This is a genomic window from Sinorhizobium fredii, from assembly GCF_002944405.1.
In the GTDB taxonomy this organism is placed as follows: Bacteria; Pseudomonadota; Alphaproteobacteria; order Rhizobiales; family Rhizobiaceae; genus Sinorhizobium; species Sinorhizobium fredii_C.
The window spans coordinates 405719-423157 of record NZ_CP024310.1; the positions used below are offsets into that span (position 1 = coordinate 405719).

Below are 17439 nucleotides of genomic sequence, written 5' to 3' on the forward strand. Positions count from 1 at the left end.
CGATCTAAACCAGCGACTTCAGGGAAGATGGCCGACGAGATTTCACGCGTTTGCCTAAGAGAATGGGTGGTTCCCTTATCCGAAGACGGGCGGCGGCTGAATGGTAGGTGGGAAATGCCTGGGGAAGGGCTGCCAGTGGCAATCAAAAGAAGGACGCCGACCCGCTTCTCAGTGCAAATCAACACCCACGACGGTCCGATTCGGCATGAAGGCCGGCGTTCGCCAGATCTACATTACTTCGCTGGATGAGCTAGCGGCATCGAGAGCACGGCCATAGTCTATAACCACCAGCCGATCGTCGACCATTTTCCGGCGGATCAATGCGGAAAGAATCATTGGAGCGATGACCATCAGGAATGTCGACCGGATCTACTTCTTCGAATTCCAGCGCGTCGACGGACCTCGAAATGCGGGCAGCCGGTCATCATTTATCGCTCACCACCCGTATCGATGATCGCCTTGCCGAGCAGCTTGCGCACCGAGCAGTGCTGCTAGACCACCACGCGAGATGCCTCCGATCTCGGCTGGGATGTCGATTTTGTCTCTGAAGCGACGCTGACATTCCCGATGACGCATGCCTCGGGTGAGACCTTCGATGCCGCGGCAATTCGTAAACGCACGGAACTGGTGCTCGCCGGCCGCTTCGCCCGTATCGCGACCGTTGAGGAAGCGCTGGGTAGCAGGGCGCTAGCTGCATGAGCAGGTCTGGCCCGGCAGAGGAACCGCAGGTCATTCCGGTATTCACGCTGGTGCCGCTGGAGGCGCTGCTGATCGATATCGCCGGGCCGCTCGAAGTGCTGCGCTACACCAATCTCGAACAGCAAAGGCTCCGGTTCGACCGTCACTACATCGCCTCGACAGCCAGGCAGGCGACCTCGATCGGGCTCAGATCAAAATAAGTTGTTGGTCACGTCGCCGGCAGTATCCGAATTGCTGGCGAGGAACGGGAGGACTTGCGCGGCTTATCAACCCGCCATGGCCAGCCCCTCTGTGCCGGCGTCGTTGCCGCCGTTCTGGTTGAAATCATCCGCTACCATGAACTTCCCCTTCTCACGGTACCTGCGCGCCCGTCGCGGTCACATAGATTGCGTAGAGCGACGTCGTCGCAGCGATGAAGAGGCGGTTCCGGCGGGGACCGCCGAAGGTGAGGTTGGCAACAGTTTGCGGCACGAGAATCTTGCCGATGCGCACGCCGTCCGGTGCGAAGCAATGCACACCGTCGCCGGCGCTCGACCAGAGATTTCCTCCCGTGTCCGTGCGGATGCCGTCGGGGATGCCCTTGTCGATCGTTGCGAAGACTCGGCCGTTGGCGAGCTGTCCGTCCAAAACATCGAAGGCGCGAATATGCCGCGGCAGGGCGTCGTCATGGCTTGCGCCGGAGTCGGCGACATAGAGGATGCTCTCGTCGGGCGAGAAGGCGAGGCCGTTCGGCTGGTTGAAGTCGGTGGCGACCGCGGCAAGCTCGCCGTTTTCCGGGTCCAGCCGGTAGACATTGCGGCTCTCCTGTTCCGGCTCCGCCCGATAGCCCTCATAGTCGGAAAGGATGCCGTAGGTCGGGTCGGTGAACCAGATTGTGCCGTCCGATCGCACCACCACGTCGTTCGGCGAATTGAGCCGCCGACCGCCAAAGCTTTCGGCGAGCGTCGTGATCGAGCCGTCGATCTCGGTCCGGGTGACGCGGCGCGTTCCGTGCTCGCAGGAAATCAGGCGTCCCTGCCGGTCTCGGGTGTGGCCATTTGCGAAATTCGACGGCTGCCGAAAGACAGAGACTCCGCCTTCCGGCGTCCAGCGCAGCATCCGCTGGTTCGGGATGTCGCTCCAGACGAGCTGGTTGGCATCGCTGAACCAGACCGGCCCCTCCGACCAGCGGCAGCCGGAATAAAGGTCATCGAGACGGGCGCTGCCGACGATCAGATGGGCGAAGCGCGGATCGTCGATCTCGTAGATTTGTTCCCTTCCCATGTGGTCCGTCCCCGAACTAACGCATGCCCGGCTGTCGGCCGCCTGCGAGCATGATGACGCTGATGATGATAAGCCCGGTCATGATCAGGCGGATGCCGGCGCCGAGGCCGTAGGTGTTGAGCATGGAGACCACCAGAAACATGAAGAGCGAGGCACCCCAGATTCCCGGCACGTTGGAATCGCCGCCGGCGACCGCGGTGCCGCCGAGAACGACGACGGCGATCGACATCAGAAGATATTCCGTGCCCATGTTGAGAGCCGCGCCCCCCGAGAAGCAGGCGAGGAGGTAGCCCGCGAGCGAGGCAAGAACGGCCGAGAGCACGTAGGTGACGAAGCGTGTGCCGTCGACCGGAACGCCCGCCATGCGTGCCGCCGGCATGCTCTGGCCGATCGCGGAGATCCAGCGCCCGTAAACGGTCTTTTCGAGCAGGAACCACGCGGCGAGGGAAATCACCAGCGCCACGAGGGAAACGTTGGGCACGCCGAGCGTGGCCGATGTCGTGAATTCGGCCAGGAAGCTCGGCGGTTTGATGCGCAGGCCGCGATTGGTCCAGATGGCCGCTGACTGGATGATGAAGCTCATCGACAGCGTCGCGATGATCGGCGGGATGCGCAACGCCTTGATGAGCGCGTAGTTCGCGAGGCCGACACCGATGCCGATCAGGGTTGCGGTTATCAGCCCCGGCAGGATCATGGCGTTGTCCACTTCCATAAGCTTCAGCGCCACGGTGCCCGCGAGCGTCATGGTGGCGGGAATCGACAGGTCGATGTTGCCGGGACCGAGCGTGATGACGAACATCTGGCCGATGCCGACGATGATCGAGAAGGCGGCGAAGGTCAGCGCCGCCTGGGAGAGGTCGAGCATGCTTGCGCCGCCCGTCACCATGATCGTCGCGAACCAGACCAGGAAGGCGGCGAACCACGACCAGATCCAAGGCGCCCGCGAAAGACGGTCGACGACCCTCATCGCCGCTTCTCCTGATATTCGAGACGGTTGAGCAGCAGGCGCAAGGCGAGCACGATGATCAGGATCGCGCCCTGCGCGCCGATCTGCCAGTCGGGCGAGATGCGCAGAAAAGACAGGAACGAACCGGCAAGCGTCAGCGTCAGAGCGCCGATCACCGCGCCGATGGGCGAGACGCGCCCGCCAATGAATTCGCCGCCGCCGAGGATCACGCCGGCGATCGAGAGCAGCGTGTATCTGAGCGCTATGTTTGCGTCGGCCGATGTGGTGAGCCCGACGAGCGCGATGCCGGCGAGCACCGCGAACATGCCGGCAAGCCCGTAGGCCGCAGCGCGGGCGGCCAGAACTGACCAGCCCGCCCGCTCCACCGAGCGCTGGTTGCCGCCGATGCCGCGGATGAGCACGCCGAGCGAGGAGCGCGTCACGATCAGATGCGCGACGACGGCAATGACGATGCTGGCGACGATCGCCATCGGAGCGATCGGAGGCTTCATCGTCATCAGGCTTCGGACCCATTCCGGCGCTTGTCCGCCGGGCGCCGGCAGGAGAAGCACGGCAAGCCCCGCCCAGACGAAGCTCATGCCGAGCGAAACCACGATCGACGGCAGGCCACGGAGGTGAATGACGACGCCGAGCATGGCATAGACGGCAACGCCGCCGGCAAGGATCAGAATCCCGACAAGCGGCTCGTCACGCAGGAAGGTCGCCGTCACGCAGCCGACAAAGCTGACGAAGGTGCCCATCGCGAGGTCGAGGTCGTTCACCGACATGATGATCATCTGGGCGATCGTCGCGAGCGCGATCGGAACCGCGAGATTGAAGAGCAGGTTGAGGCCGATATAGCTCATCGCCCGAGGCTGCAGCCAGAAGACGGCTGCAAGAAGCACGGTGAGCGAAAGGGCGGGAATGGCGAGCCGGATCGCATCGGTCGAAAGCCTCAGCCTCATGCTGCCTCCCGCTTGAAGGACGTGGCAAGGATGTTCTCCTCGCTCACGGCGTCGCCGGCGAGTTCCGCAACGATCTCTCCTTCGCGGAAGACATAGACACGATCGCAGAGGCAGACCTCCTCCATCTCGGTCGAATACCAGACGAAGGTGCGGCCGCGCTGAGCCTCCTGCCGGATGATCTCGTATACCTCCTGCTTCGTGCCGACGTCGACGCCGCGCATTGGATCATCCATCAGCACCACCGGCGCCCTGGTCGCGAGCGACCTGGCGAATAGCACCTTCTGCTGGTTACCGCCCGAAAGCGACAGCATGGGGTTGGCCAAGTCCGGCGTGCGGATATCGATGCGGCGCTTCCACTCTCCGGCACGCTCGGCCTCCGCCTCGGCGTTGACGACGCCGCGCAGGGCCAGATCGTGAAGCGTGGCGATGGAGAAGTTTTTCAGGATGCTCCAGAGTTCGAAGACGCCATTCAGGCGGCGATCCCCCGCGACGAAGGTCACCGCAGGCTCGCGGCGCGGCAGCCAGTCGGCGGTGCTCGCTGCATGAAGTTTCATCAGCATTCCCGTCTGGCCGTGTCCGGCGAGACCGGCGAGCCCGACGATCTCGCCGCGTCTGGCCTCAAGGCGCAGGCCGCGACCGGTCCGCGCGATTACCACGGGCTCATGGGCAAGGTCTCGCAGCGTGCGGCGATGCGCTTCGCCCTTGACGACGCTTCCCATGGCCTCGACGAGGCCGTGCTCGGTCCAGGCATCGCCAGGCCGTTCGGCGACGATGCGCCCGTCCTTCATGACCGCGATCCGGTTCGCCGTGGCGAGGATCTCGTGGAGGATATGGGAAATCAGAATGACCGAACCGCCGCTCGCGACGAACCGCCGGACATGGGCGAGCATCTGCTCCGCGAGGCTCGCGTCGAGCGAGGACGTCGGCTCGTCCAGGATGATGAGCCGGGGCGCAATGCCGGTATCGGAGAAAGCCATGGCGATCTCGACCATCTGCCGTTCGGCGATGGAGAGATCCCCGACCATCCTGTCGCGTTCGATGCCGTGTCCGGGAAATATGGCATCGAGGCTTCGCTCAATCACGAGCCTTGCCCGCCTGCGCCAGCCGAGGCCTCCAAGATGGCGGTGCAGGACGCGGGTATTTTCGACCACGGTGAGGTTCGGGCAGAGCGAAAGCTCCTGGAAGACGCAGCGTATGCCGCGCGCTCTGGCCGCGTTGATGCCGTAGCGCTGAAGAAGCTCGCCGTCGCCTGAAATGTTGCCCTGCTGCGGCGTCAGACCGCCATTGATGACGCTGACGATCGTCGATTTGCCGGCGCCGTTATGGCCGACGAGACCCACGCATTCCCCCGGCCGGATGGCGAGCGTCACGCCGTCGAGCGCCCTGACCGCTCCGAAACTCACCTTGGCGTCGGCAACCTCGATTATCGCCTTCGACATTCTGCCCGTCATTTGCCGCTATCTGTTGTACTGGGGATCGTTTGGCACGGGGTCTGCCGCGCGGTCCCGAGAGAACCGCGCGACATATGGAAGAACATCATTCCGCGGATTCGATCACCTTGATCGCATCAGCCTGCGAATATTCGACATTGGCAACACCGCCTGCCTGGGTATTGGCGAGGTTCTCTTCCAGATTGTCCTGGTCGATGCGCAGGAAGGGCACGACGAGGTCCTTCTTGACTTCCTTGCCGTCGAGGATCTGCTGGGCGACCCAGAATGCGAGCGTCGAGACGCCGGGCGCGATCGAGACAGACATGGTCTCATAGCCGCTGGCATCCTTCTGTTCCTTCCACCACTTCAGCTCGTCCTCGCGGTTTCCCATGATGATGATCGGCGTCGGCCGGTTGGCAGCCGCGAACGCCTGGGCGGCGCCGTAGCCGTCGCCGCCCTGGGTCACGACGCCGGCGATCTCGGGAAGGCTCGGCAGGATACCCGCCACGGCCTTCTGGGCGACATCCTGCGCCCAGTCGCCATGGACGGACCCGACGATCTTGAACTGCGGGAACTGCTTGACGCCCTCGTGGATGCCCGCCGAGATCTCATCGTCGACGAAAACGCCGGCAAGGCCGCGGATCTCCAGGAGGTTCCCGCCCTCGGGCAGCTTCTTCGACAGATATTCGACTTCGCTGCGACCCATTTCCTTGAAATTGACGGCGATCCGCCAGGCGCAAGGCTCGCTCACCACGCCGTCGAACGAGACGACGATGATGCCTGCATCGCATGCTTCCTTGACCGCGCCGTTGAGCGCCGTCGGCGAGGCGGCGTTGAGGACGATCGCGTCATAGCCCTGCAGGATCATGTTCTGAATCTGCGCGGCCTGCTCGGTCGCCTGGTTTTCCGCCGTTGTGAAGGCATCGGCAGCAGCAACCACGCCAGCCTTGACGGCCTCTCCCGTCACCTTGTCCCAGCTCGTGAGCATCGCCTGCCGCCAGGAGTTGCCGGCATAATTGTTGGAAAGCGCAATCTTCTTGCCGGAAGTGTCGGCCAACGCGGAATTCGGCATTGCGGCGCACAGGACGACCGCTGATGCCAGAAGCATCTTGCGAAATGTCATGTTTTCCTCCCTCTGGACCCGGCTTCGACCGGATCGCCTCATCGGCCGCTCTCTATGCGGTCGTCTGCAAATAGGACTTGCACTGAGCTTCCTCCTCTCAGTAATGGCAGGATGAGGGAGAATTTGCCGCCTGTATAGATCGTATGCGGCAATGCGTTTGCGGACTTTTGCATTACAGGCTGCGTGTTCGTGCAAGACGAGGACGCCCTGTCGAGCGCTTAATGGAGCTGGCGGTCGCAGCGCCCGAAGGGACGGGCGCGATCGCGGGAGGAACTGCGGACATGCCGCTTCTGGCGCCGGCCGCATTGGTCGATCACTATCTTGGCATATCCCGGCTGCTTGCCGGCCAGCTCGACTTCCGCTCGGCGATCCGCGCCGTCGCTGCGGAAGTGGCGCATATCATCCCCCACGATCATCTCGACGTCTGCATCCTGATGGTCGACGGTAACTATCACACCGCCTACGAGACCGGCATGGACACCGCCTGGGGTGATGCCGCCTCGGCGCCGGTCGTCAACAGCCCGATCCGTTCCCTTCTCTGGGGCGAGGTCGATTACCTGCTGACGGATGATGCTATCAACGATGCGCGTTTCCACTTCGAGGGCGCCTTCAAGCGGCCGATCATCGAACAATCGCTGCGCAGTCGTCTGCACGTACCGATGAAGGTGCAGGGCAAGATCATAGCCGCGCTCAGCTGCTCCTCTCAGAACCCCGGCCTATACACGATGGAGGACGTCGGCCGGGCGAGGATCATCGCCGACCTGCTGGCACCCTATTTCTTCGCGCTGAGGGCCGCCGAACAGGCCCAGCAATCCGCCATCGTCGAGGCGGAGGCGCGTGCGCGCGAGGAGGGTTTGCGGCAGGGCGCGTTGAAGCTGACCGAGGCGCTCGAACAGGAGCGCCAGCGCATCGGCATGGACCTTCACGACCAGACGCTTGCCGACCTTACGCGGCTGTCGCGCCGCATCGACCGCCTGGCCCGCGGCTCGGAGCTGAGCAGCGAGGCACTGGAACCCGTTTCCCGCAGTCTCCATCATTGCATGCAGGATCTGCGGCAGATCATCGAGCAGGCAAAGCCGTCCGTTTTGCAGCTCTTCGGTCTTGCCCAGGCGATCGAAAACCACCTCGACCAGTCAGTACGCGACAGTGGGATGCCGATCGAGTGGGCTCTCGTCGACGAGAGCGGGGGCGCTCTAGACGGCCTCGAGCAGACGGTCAGCGTCGCGCTTTTCAGAATTGCGCAGGAGGCGATCAACAATGCCGTCCGCCACGCCCAGCCCACGGCAATCATCGTCGGGCTTCGGCTCGAGGCCGGCGAGCTCGCCATTGAGATTTCGGACGACGGGCGTGGTTTGGCCAGAGCCCGCGGACGCATCGGTGGCGGTATCGACAATATGAAGACGCGGGCACGGCTCATTTCCGCGAAATTCGCGATTGGACTGGGAGACAAGAACCGCGGCACGACGGTCACAGTCCTGCTGCCGCGCGGAGAGCGCCGTGCGGACCTCGAGCCCCAGCCGCAAATAGCCATCAAGGAGGATCAGCGATGAAGGTACTGATCGTGGAGGACGATCCGCTTCACCGTTCGTACCTGCATGAGGCGGTCTGTGCCGCCCTGCCCGAATGCGACACCGTCATCGAGGCGGAGAACGGCGTCGCCGGCGAGCAGCTCGCGCGCGATCACAAGTCGGCGCACATCGTCATGGACCTGCAGATGCAGACCCGCAACGGTATCGAGGCGGCACGCACCATCTGGAAAGAGCGCCCGGAGACGCGCATCCTCTTCTGGTCGAACTACTCCGACGAGGCCTATGTCCGTGGCGTGTCGCGTATCGTTCCGGACGGGGCGGCCTATGGCTATGTGCTGAAATCCGCCTCCGACGAGCGGCTGAAGCTGGCGCTTCGCTCAATTTTCGTGGAGAGCCAGTGCGTGATCGACCGCGAGGTGCGCGGTTTGCAGCAAAGAAGCATCGGCCACGCGAACAGCTTCAGCGATTCGGAATACGAGATCCTCGTCGACATCGCACTCGGTCTGACGGACCGGACGATTGCCAAGCGCCGCAACCTGTCTCTGCGCAGCGTCCAGAACCGTTTGCAGCAGCTCTACGACAAGCTCGACGTCTACCAGGCCGTTGCCGAGGAACATTCTGACAGCCAATTTAACCTGCGCGCCCGCGCCGTGACAGTCGCTTTCCTTCGGAAACTGCTGAACTACAGCGCCCTGGAAAAAGCCGAAGCCGAGCTTCAGGAATGGCTGCAGGAACAGAAGTGAACCGAAGACGAGAAGGGATCCAACTCACCGCCAATTCCGAATCTGGGCAAGACCATCGAAGCAAGACGTAGTGCAGTGCCGCTAGACGTTATGACCGTGGTGTGAGCGGCGGCCGTCTGAAAGCAAACGGGGATTGGCGTACCGAGCCGAGCCCCAAGCATCGCTGGCGAATGGACGCGATTGTGCGCGCACCGAGCATGTCGAGGAGCTGACCGAGATTCTCATCCAGCACTTTGGCGGCAGCGGGGAGCAGCAACTGCTCAACACGCGCGTGCCGAGCAACGCAGGCTGATCTGAGAGGGGATGACGAGACCTTGACGAGGCGATGCGAACTGTGCATCGCCTCTCCATACTCGTCACCCCCATTCGCTGGTTGCGAGGCTCGATGTCTCGTTTGGGCCGAACCGAGCCATTCCTGTGCCGGATGTCGATGTCCGGATCGGGTGGAGAGCCGAAGTTCAATGCGATGGCGACGAACGATGAGCGCGGCGGATAGGAGGCAGACCCACACGATCCCTGACAATTACCGACCTCGATCTAAACAGCACTAAGCTCACCCGGATGGATGCTGGTCCAACTACAATAGCAGGCAGTTTAGTGGGGTGCGAGTTTGCCAACCGACATCGCATGCACGAGCGCTCCACTCGATCACCTCAGCTGCTGACTCACAGTCCGAATGAAAGGCAGGTCATTTGTGGGCCTGAATTCGACGTGCAGACCGTTGGGCCGTTGGGAGTGGTGGGTTCCACCGCCTATGGCGTCTAGTCAGCAGAGTACTCCTCTCCTCCAGGCGGCTGCTGTCGGTCGATTTCCCGTTCCCCATAGTCGCAGGAGGGTCGAGGGGAGCCGTTCGTCATGAGCCCTGTGCACGGCTTGATTGCGAGGATGTACACTGTGGACGCAGCGCTACCTCCGTGAAAGTTCGACGCCGTTGCTGAATCACAAGCGCCCCTGCGTGATGAGCAGGGGCTTTGCGAGGCGAGTGCCTGCTGAGGCAGGTGCCTATGGCATCATACTGCGATAGCGTTCGCGCTCGCGCCGAACCTGCTCCAAAGTATACGGGTCGGCACTGTCGTCAAACCGCGTCCATCCTTCCCCCGCGTAAATGCTCCTGCGGGCGGCAGGGTCGACGCGATTGCGTTGCTGCAGGATGGCCTCTGCTTTGAGGGCAAGACTGTCATCGACTTTTGCGGTCACCAAGGTGCCGCCGCGGCGAACGCCCTCGGCATAGACATGGGCGTCTTCCTCATCGACGCCGGAATCCGTCAATGCACCGATCAACCCTCCGGCGGCGCCTCCAGCAACAGCCCCGGCTGCCGCCCCGGCCGCGGTAGACGCCAGCCATCCTGCCGCGACGACAGGGCCAACGCCGGGAATGGCCATCAAGCCAAGTCCCGTAAGCAGACCGACCACCCCGCCTCCTACGGCGCCGAGGCCGGCACCAGTTCCCGCGCCTTCGGCTGCGTCCGAGCCTTCGGTCGAGTAGCGGTCATCAGCATTGTTTGCAACGATGCTGATATCATCTGACGGCACGCCGGCGGCTTCGAGGTCGCTGACGGCGTCGCGGGCATCTTCGTAGTCGTCAAATAGCCCTGTTACGGTTCGCATTATCGTTCTCCTTTTGGTAAAGCACGTTTCGGGCGATTACTGAGCTGTGACGTTGCCCTGATAATCGAGGGCGACGGCCACTGATTTGCCGTCCTTCATGGCAGTTGCCTGCCACACACCTTTATCGTCTAGCTTCAAGCCATTGACGCCGGTGTACCCGGCTTGTTCGATCCGCTCCTTCGCCTGAGCTTCGGTAAAGCTGTTGGCGCCTTCAACCGGCGCCGCCGGGTTCTGCGTGTCGGGAGTCGCGATCGCCGGCGTATTGCCCTCCGAAGACGGAGTCGTTTGCGCAAACGCTGCCGTGGCCACAGCGCTCAGCAGCGCTGCCGCAGCAAAAGTCAGATTTTTCATGTGTTTACCTCTTCCGAAGACCTGAATTGATCCCCGCGCAAAGAACTCGTGGACCGGAGATTGGTTCCGGATTGCTCGTTCACAATCAGAGCACGGCCGTGAGCAGGTGCGGATTTCAGGTGGGGTTGAGCGCCTTCACGCGCCGTCGATCGTCAGCCTGGTAGTAGGCACGGGGGTGGTTTGGCAGTTGGGTAAAGGCGGGCGTCACGTCTCCCAGCGACCCGTAAGGATCAGCTCGCGAGCTGCTTCCCGGGTCTGGGAGCTTGAAGGGTCGCATAAATCAGATTGCAGGCAAAAATTAGTGACGCCGGCCCCCTGGGGTGTGACCGCTACTGACGTCGCCAAAATAGAGCAGCATCTCTCCGAGGGGGCAGAGGATACCGCTCTCTTTTCCAAGTACTCTGCGGCACGGCTTAATAGTGGTAATAACCGTAGATCGGCCGCGCGCGGCCTTTGCACTTGATTTCTTCCTTGTACCCGTCGTCGTCCCACTTGCGCTCGATCTTGCAGCGGCCGCGACGATACTCTTCCTTGTAGGCTCTCCGCTCGTATCGGGGTTCGTCATAATAGCCGCGCCAACGCCAGCGGCCATGACCGCTCTCATCTTTCCAAGGATCGGCCAGTGCGGTCCCCGCACAGGCGGTCAATGCTATGCCGGCGGCGGCTAACATGGTCGCGATTTTCATGTTCAGTTTCCTTGCGCCAGGTGCCGGGTCAACGCTCATGTGTTGAGTTGGTTTCTAAATCAGTCTGCCAACTCACATCCATAGGACCTTAGTCCGACTCCCAGGGGCAAAGGTCCTGCGCCCATTGCGAGTGTTGCTGCTTGTTCCAGATACTGTCAGGAGCAAGGCCGCGAACGACGGCTGTCGATCAACTCGGGTCTATCGGGTCTTCCGCTATGGCATCAAACACCGGATGGAAACAACGCGTTTTAGAAACCGCTTGGCGCGCAATTTCGAGCCCCTTCACGATCGGCGTGTATATGGCGGTTGCGATCTGGATTGCTTTTCTTGCGAGCGCCAAAACGGGTATTCCGGCGTACATATTCATGGCCGCGGCGTTTTTGCTGGTGATATTCGTCGACCCGCCCGAGCGGCTAGCGAGATTTAGAGAACGTCGACGTCGATCAAGCCCGCTGTCTTCAGCAGCCCAGCGGCGGTCTGACGCTGTAACGGTTCGCGGGGGCGAGCACCGGTAGCCGTCGCTACCGCGATGACCCCTTTGAGAGTCCGAGAGCAGCGCCTTTAAGTCCCTTCTGGGCAACTCTGGGACCTCAAGTTCTTGTCCGACTCGCCTTGTAAAAGGATGTCGTGATGTCCGGCAGAGACGATTATCATTATCGGCGTCCAGAGCGAAGTCCCTCCACTGGCTTCCGATATGCACTACCCTCCTCTCTGTGGCGTTCATTGCCGTTACTCGTCGCAGGCGCGTCCTTGGGCGACAAAGGCCGTGATCTCGCGGTTCACGATCCCGGCCCGCCGAAGCAATTCCAACTGGCGACTGACGAAAAACAGGCCGCCAATGCCAAAAGCCGAAGCTGCGCTATTCGGCGGGCAAGCAGTCGAGCCAGGTGCGCTCGCTGCGGCGTTTTATGTCGGAGAGGCTGCTCGACAGAATTCTGCGCACGTTCAATGGCCTGCCTGCATAAGCGTGGTCGAACTCTGGAAGTCCGGATAGTCGCGACAAACTCTTTTGCAAAGTCCGCTTCGCTCCCCAATTGCGGTCATTCTATACACCTGCACATTTTGCCGACTTGGCCGGTTTCCGGACAGGCGGCTTCGGCAGCGCCACGAGGATAGCTCTCGGCGGTAGTGATCTTGTCGACTGCCGACGTCGCAGGCCGGCTTTCATCTTGAAACTGAGGTTGCCCGCAAGCGTCCGTTCGTGATCCTCCTTTTCGTGCCAAACCGAGCGCAGCATAGCGCGGTCGTCTAATTGGTATGGCCATGGAGGACAGGTCGATGAAGATAGCGCTAGGCAACTACCATGCCCGGATGCAGCGGGTGCTAGACCATATAGACCAGCATCTGAACGACGAACTCGACCTGGAAACCATGAGTTATGTCGCGGCCTTCTCGAAATATCATTTCCACCGGCAGTTCATGGCGACCTTCGGACTGTCTGTGCATCGCTATGTCCAACTCGCTCGGATGAAGCGCGCTTCATATCAACTGGCATACAGGGACGCCCAAAGCGTCACAGACATAGCGATGGATGCCGGTTACGACGCACCGGACGCCTTCGCCCGCGTTTTTCGGCAACGGTTCGGGCAATCGCCTTCGTCGTTTCGGAAATCTCCCGAGTGGGAGCCGTGGCTTGCGGCCCTCGGGCCTCTCGACAACGCAAGGAGCAAGCTCATGCAGAAGACTTTTACGACTGAGGACGTGACGATCCGCGATGTGGCCCCGACGCCGGTGGCGATCATGGAGCATCGGGGCGACCCAGCGACGCTCGCCGCCACTATCCAGCGGTTCATCGCCTGGCGCAAGACCGCTGGCCTTCAGCCCAAGACAAGCCCGACCTTCAACGTCTGGCGTTCCGAGCGGCGTCCTGCGTCGCCCGCCGATTATAGCGTGGATTTATGTGCCGGGACCGACCAGCCGATCGATCCAAACGACGAGCAGATCAAGGTCGGCGTGATCCCAGGGGGACGTTGCGCAGTCTTGCGTGTCGTCGGCAATACCGACAATCTGGAGCCGGCGGTGCTCTACCTCTATCGCGACTGGCTGCCGGCAAGCGGGGAAGAGGCGCGAGATTTCCCGATCTACTGCCAAAGGCTCAGCTTCTTCCCGGAAGTGCCGGAGAATGAAACGGTAGCGGAACTGTTCCTGCCATTGAAATAGTGATCCTAGACGGCGGCTCGTCCCTTCCGATAGCCGGAAGTCGACATGCCGCTTTGCGTCACGAGCCGCACCTTACCTATCCAGCGGTCCGGCTTGTATTGCGTGGGCTGTTGGGAGCCGTGGCCCCATATCCGCAGTGGGTCGATCTTTCCGGTTGCCATCGAAACTTGCAGGGTGGAATGTGGTCACCCAGCCAGCTAGGCGGCGACAACGGCCACGCGCCGAAAGCGGTCACCGCGCGCCCGGCTTACGTTGTGCCTCTGGGATAGGCGCGACAGGGATGTCGTCGCCGCGCTCGTCTATTCCTTCGTACGCGCAATTACCTCGATCAGCGCCGTCATCTTCCTCGTCAGCGCCGAGTACAACATGGCGACGTCCTACATCGTCGGCCTCGTCGAGAACGGCGAATACGGCGTGGCGATCGCCTATTCCTCCATGCTGATCGTCGTGATGATCATCGTCATCACCGGCTTCCAGTTTCTCGTCGGCGAGCGGCGGCTGCGCCGCGAAAACCGCGTCGCCGGCCTCTCTCAAGCTTCACCCATTTCCGTCGGTCAGGAGAAAACCGCATGACCATCGTCAAACCCGGCTCCGTCGTTTTCGAGAACGTCCGCAAGAGCTTCGGCACCTTCACCGCCATTCCCGATCTGTCGCTCATCATCGAGCCCGGCACGCTGGTGACCCTGCTAGGCCCCTCGGGCTGCGGCAAGACCACGACGCTGCGCATGCTCGCCGGCCTCGAACACCCGACCTAGGGTCGCATCCTGATCGGCGGCAAGGACGTGACGATGCTGCCGGCCAATGCCCGCGACGTCTCGATGGTCTTCCAGTCCTACGCGCTCTTCCCGCACATGAGCGCGCTCGACAACGTCGCCTATGGTCTTGAGTCCTCCGGCCTGAGGAAGAGGCAGGCGCGATTGAAAGCGGATGACGGCCTGAAGCTCGTCGGCCTTGCCGGCATGGGCGAGCGCCTGCCAGCCGAGCTTTTCGGCGGTCAGCAGCAACGCGTGGCGGTTGCCCGCGCGCTGGTTCTTGAACCGCAGGTGCTACTCCTCGACGAACCGCTCTCCAATCTCGATGCGCGGCTGCGTCGCAAGGTCAGGACCGACATCCGCGAATTGCAGCAGCGGCTCGGCTTCACCGCCGTCTATGTCACGCATGACCAGGACGAGGCACTCGCCGTGTCCGACCGGATCATCGTGATGAAGGATGGAGAGATCAGTCAATCCGGTACGCCGCGTCAGCTTTACGAAGCCCCGGCCTCGCCGTTCATCGCCGATTTCATGGGCGAGGCGAATGTCGTTGCCTGCGAGATTGTCGGTACCGACGGCGAACAGACGATCGTGCGAGTCGGCGGTCTCGAACACCGCCTGCAGGGACGCAACGCAAAGCCAGGCGCAGCCAAGCTCGCCATACGGCCGGGCGCAATCACGCTGGACGCCCAGAACGGGACGGGCATCAAGGGGCGCGTGTTGCATTCGGCCTATCTCGGCGATCATATCGAATACGAGGTGGAAACCGATGTCGGGTCCTTGTTCATCGTCGACCATGCCGTCGATCGTGGCTTTTCGCCCTACGCCGATGTCACGCTCGGCTTCAAAAACCGTGGCGTTGCGCTGATCACTGCGTAAACTTCTCCCATTCGGAAGGAAAAATAGCATGAGCATGGATGAAGCGGGGCTTGATCGGCGCTTTGCACTGGCGCAATCAATCGCCGAGGAAGCGGGAGCGCTCGCGCTCGACTACTTCAACAAGCGTGAGACGCTGGTGATCGAGACCAAGCGCGATCCGCAGGATGTCGTTTCGATAGCTGACCGCGATGTCGAGACGATGATCCGGAATCGCGTTGCCGCGGAGCTTCCTGAAGATGGCTTCCTCGGAGAGGAATCCGGTCATGCAGAGGGCGAATCCGGCTATACCTGGATTGTCGACCCGATTGACGGCACTGCACCCTTCGTCAACGGCATGTCGACCTGGTGCGTGTCGATCGCGGTGTTGCATGACGGCATACCGGTCATCGGGGTGATCCATGTGCCCTGCGATGGCGAAGTCTATGCTTCGGCTGCCGGTAGAGGCGCGAGCCTCAACGGGAGCAAATTGAGCCTTGATCCGTCTCGTACGATCCAGAACGCCATCATCGGAGTTAGTTGCAACAGCTATGTCGCACCAGAGCGAGTCGGCCAGGTTATTGCCGCGCTCCTCGGCATGGGCGGCAATTTCATCCGCAATGGCTCAGGAGCACTGATGCTCGCCTATGTCGCGGCGGGGCGACTCGTCGGCTACTACGAGCCCCACACCCGCGCCTGGGACTGCATGGCCGGTTTGTGCCTCGTCAAAGAAGCCGGCGGCGCCTACCTGTCCTTTCCAACCGAGCGCGAATCGTTGCTGGAAGGTAATCCGGTGCTCGCCAGCAATCTGAGTGTCTATGCCGATCTGCTGGCGCTTCATGGCTGAAGTACGCCTGTCGCTCGAACGGTTACCAGCCACCTCACGGATCAGGTGACAAAATCAAACCCCGATCACCCTGCGGAGCGGTCGTCCACCCCGGAAAAAGGCCTGGATGACTCCAGTTGGTAGAGGTTAGCCGTTCCTCATCGCGGGATGCTCCCTTCTGCGCAAGAGATCGCGTGGTGCACCGATCGGGGCGCTCGGCGCATGCGAGAAGCGCGCCTCTTGCGGTGGGCGCCTTACAGCGGCTCTAATAGGCAGCGGGAACCGTCGGGTCCCTGGATGGAACGCGACGGTTCCAACAACTGAAGCGCGGAACATTCGCCGGAGCATTGCGTGAAACACATAGTCCTGTTTTCCGGTGGCAGCGCCTGTCGTGCCATCAACATTGCGCTCTGCGGTAAGGCTCACGTGACCCGCATTGTACCCGCCTGGGATAGCGGCGGAAGCTCCAAGGTGATTCGTGAGAGGATTGGACTCCTAGCCGTGGGGGATCTGCGCCAGGCGCTAATGACGATGGCGCACGGCGAAGGCCGCGCGGGAGACGTCGTAAAGATCTGCAACGCTCGCCTCTCAAGCAATCTTGGCCAGGAAGGTGCGTTATCGGAATTCCTCTACTATTCGGAGGGCAGGCATCCGCTTCTCGAGCGTGTGGAACCCGGGTTGAGAGGCGCTATTCTCAATTATCTAAAGACATTCGCCTCCACGGTCGGAAGGGATTTTGACTTTAGAAATGGAAGTATCGGCAACTTCATTCTCGCGGGCGCATGCTTAGCGCACAACGGCGACGTAAACACGGCCGTTTTTGTGTTTCGCAAACTCTGCAGCATCGTGGGCGACGTCTGGACCTCGTCTTTGGACAGCGACCTGGTGCTCAGCGCTACGCTCAAAGACGGCAAGATAATTGAGCGTCAGGATGCGATCACCAGGCTCGCTGACGAAGATGCGAAGATAGGCATTGCCGATGTGCAACTCTCGACAAAATCTGGGGCGCAACCGCGGGCAAATCCAGTGGTGCTCGAAGCCCTCGCCAACGCAGACCTCGTCGCCTTTGGACCGGGTAGCTTTTACACGAGTTTACTACCGCACCTGCAAATCGCAGGAATCGCCAAGGCCCTTTCGCATGTGGACTGCCCCCGTGTCTGGATCGGGAATATCCTGCAATGCAAAGAGACAACGGATAGGACACTGGGCGATCTCCTGAATGCCGTTTCCGACCAATGGCACAAAGAGCAAACGTCCTGCCGCCCCCTCTTGACGCATGTCATGGCCAACCGCGTTTTCTTTCCATTTGAGAAGACCGTCGGGTTGTTCCCCTATCTCTCGCATGCGATGAACTCATCCGATCAATACAAGGTGATCACGGGCGAGTATGAGGACGCCTGGACCCGGGGCCAGCATGACGGCGAGGCCGTTGCAAGCGTGTTGCTCGACCTCGTCGGCGGATAAAACAGGCATCGTTACATGGTCGACAAGATGAGGACCCGA

14 protein-coding genes and 6 pseudogenes are annotated in these 17439 nt (G+C 61.6%); 12 read left to right on the forward strand and 8 right to left on the reverse strand.

All coding sequences use genetic code 11. The features are described from left to right. Window positions 1-255: 255 nt before the first annotated feature. The 3 genes and pseudogenes from NXT3_RS32785 to NXT3_RS25625 form a co-directional block, all read left to right on the forward strand. Window positions 256-454, forward strand: a pseudogene (locus NXT3_RS32785) (DUF4334 domain-containing protein); the annotation flags it as partial. Between the two features lie 11 nt (window positions 455-465). Then, window positions 466-699, forward strand: a pseudogene (locus NXT3_RS25620) (cysteine hydrolase); the annotation flags it as partial. Next, window positions 696-899 carry a type 1 glutamine amidotransferase family protein gene (locus NXT3_RS25625; protein ID WP_234828247.1) on the forward strand — a complete coding sequence of 68 codons (204 nt, stop codon included), beginning with the start codon at window positions 696-698 and terminating at the stop codon, window positions 897-899. The pseudogene NXT3_RS25620 and the gene NXT3_RS25625, both read left to right, overlap by 4 nt. Window positions 900-1050: 151 nt before the next feature. On the opposite strand, the gene NXT3_RS25630 is transcribed toward NXT3_RS25625, so the two are convergent. The 5 genes from NXT3_RS25630 to NXT3_RS25650 all read right to left on the reverse strand — a co-directional run bounded on the left by NXT3_RS25630 (window position 1051) and on the right by NXT3_RS25650 (window position 6426). After that, window positions 1051-1962: an SMP-30/gluconolactonase/LRE family protein gene (locus NXT3_RS25630; RefSeq protein WP_037424685.1), complete on the reverse strand. Its 912-nt coding sequence runs from the start codon at window positions 1960-1962 to the stop codon at window positions 1051-1053. 16 nt (window positions 1963-1978) lie between these two features. Next, complete coding sequence (locus NXT3_RS25635; RefSeq protein WP_037424687.1) at window positions 1979-2929, reverse strand: ABC transporter permease; 951 nt, start codon at window positions 2927-2929, stop codon at window positions 1979-1981. Continuing rightward, a complete protein-coding gene (locus NXT3_RS25640; protein WP_037424689.1) occupies window positions 2926-3873 on the reverse strand; it encodes an ABC transporter permease in 948 nt (315 codons plus the stop codon). The genes NXT3_RS25635 and NXT3_RS25640 overlap by 4 nt, the downstream gene beginning before the upstream one ends. Then, the gene (locus NXT3_RS25645; protein WP_234819597.1) at window positions 3870-5312 is read right to left on the reverse strand and encodes an ATP-binding cassette domain-containing protein; all 1443 of its coding nucleotides are present in this window, start codon (window positions 5310-5312) and stop codon (window positions 3870-3872) included. Before NXT3_RS25645 ends, NXT3_RS25640 begins: the two co-directional genes overlap by 4 nt. Before the next feature lie 97 nt (window positions 5313-5409). After that, a complete protein-coding gene (locus tag NXT3_RS25650) occupies window positions 5410-6426 on the reverse strand; it encodes an ABC transporter substrate-binding protein (protein WP_037424693.1) in 1017 nt (338 codons plus the stop codon). A 281-nt stretch (window positions 6427-6707) separates the two neighbouring features. Here NXT3_RS25650 and NXT3_RS25655 point away from each other — a divergent pair, with 281 nt between their 5' ends. From NXT3_RS25655 to NXT3_RS32230, 3 genes and pseudogenes are all read left to right on the forward strand, one after another. Next, window positions 6708-7976 carry a GAF domain-containing sensor histidine kinase gene (locus NXT3_RS25655; RefSeq protein WP_097527535.1) on the forward strand — a complete coding sequence of 423 codons (1269 nt, stop codon included), beginning with the start codon at window positions 6708-6710 and terminating at the stop codon, window positions 7974-7976. Continuing rightward, window positions 7973-8698 carry a response regulator transcription factor gene (locus NXT3_RS25660; protein WP_037424695.1) on the forward strand — a complete coding sequence of 242 codons (726 nt, stop codon included), beginning with the start codon at window positions 7973-7975 and terminating at the stop codon, window positions 8696-8698. Before NXT3_RS25655 ends, NXT3_RS25660 begins: the two co-directional genes overlap by 4 nt. 156 nt (window positions 8699-8854) lie before the next feature. Continuing rightward, window positions 8855-8990: pseudogene (locus NXT3_RS32230) on the forward strand (hydrolase); the annotation flags it as partial. Window positions 8991-9700: 710 nt separating this feature from the next. On the opposite strand, the gene NXT3_RS25670 reads toward NXT3_RS32230, so the two are convergent. From NXT3_RS25670 to NXT3_RS25680, 3 genes are all read right to left on the reverse strand, one after another. Next, complete coding sequence (locus NXT3_RS25670; protein WP_104840930.1) at window positions 9701-10306, reverse strand: general stress protein; 606 nt, start codon at window positions 10304-10306, stop codon at window positions 9701-9703. 36 nt (window positions 10307-10342) lie between these two features. Continuing rightward, window positions 10343-10657, reverse strand: coding sequence for a PepSY domain-containing protein (locus tag NXT3_RS25675; RefSeq protein ID WP_104838772.1), 315 nt, complete (start codon window positions 10655-10657; stop codon window positions 10343-10345). A gap of 413 nt (window positions 10658-11070) precedes the next feature. Beyond that, window positions 11071-11343 (reverse strand): hypothetical protein, encoded by a 273-nt coding sequence (locus tag NXT3_RS25680; RefSeq protein WP_037418625.1) that lies wholly within the window; start codon window positions 11341-11343, stop codon window positions 11071-11073. An 842-nt stretch (window positions 11344-12185) separates the two neighbouring features. On the opposite strand from NXT3_RS25680, the pseudogene NXT3_RS32790 reads away from it, so the two are divergent. From NXT3_RS32790 to NXT3_RS25715, 6 genes and pseudogenes are all read left to right on the forward strand, one after another. Then, a pseudogene (locus NXT3_RS32790) lies at window positions 12186-12308 on the forward strand (oxidoreductase); the annotation flags it as partial. Between the two features lie 313 nt (window positions 12309-12621). Beyond that, entirely contained in the window at window positions 12622-13503 is an 882-nt protein-coding gene (locus NXT3_RS25695) for an AraC family transcriptional regulator (RefSeq protein ID WP_104840931.1), read from the forward strand. 282 nt (window positions 13504-13785) lie between these two features. Then, a pseudogene (locus NXT3_RS25700) lies at window positions 13786-14076 on the forward strand (iron ABC transporter permease); the annotation flags it as partial. Continuing rightward, window positions 14073-15134: pseudogene (locus NXT3_RS25705) on the forward strand (ABC transporter ATP-binding protein). The pseudogenes NXT3_RS25700 and NXT3_RS25705, both read left to right, overlap by 4 nt. 28 nt (window positions 15135-15162) lie before the next feature. Beyond that, window positions 15163-15957 (forward strand): inositol monophosphatase family protein, encoded by a 795-nt coding sequence (locus tag NXT3_RS25710; protein ID WP_104840932.1) that lies wholly within the window; start codon window positions 15163-15165, stop codon window positions 15955-15957. Between the two features lie 330 nt (window positions 15958-16287). After that, complete coding sequence (locus NXT3_RS25715; RefSeq protein ID WP_097525682.1) at window positions 16288-17400, forward strand: gluconeogenesis factor YvcK family protein; 1113 nt, start codon at window positions 16288-16290, stop codon at window positions 17398-17400. Window positions 17401-17439: the final 39 nt, after the last annotated feature.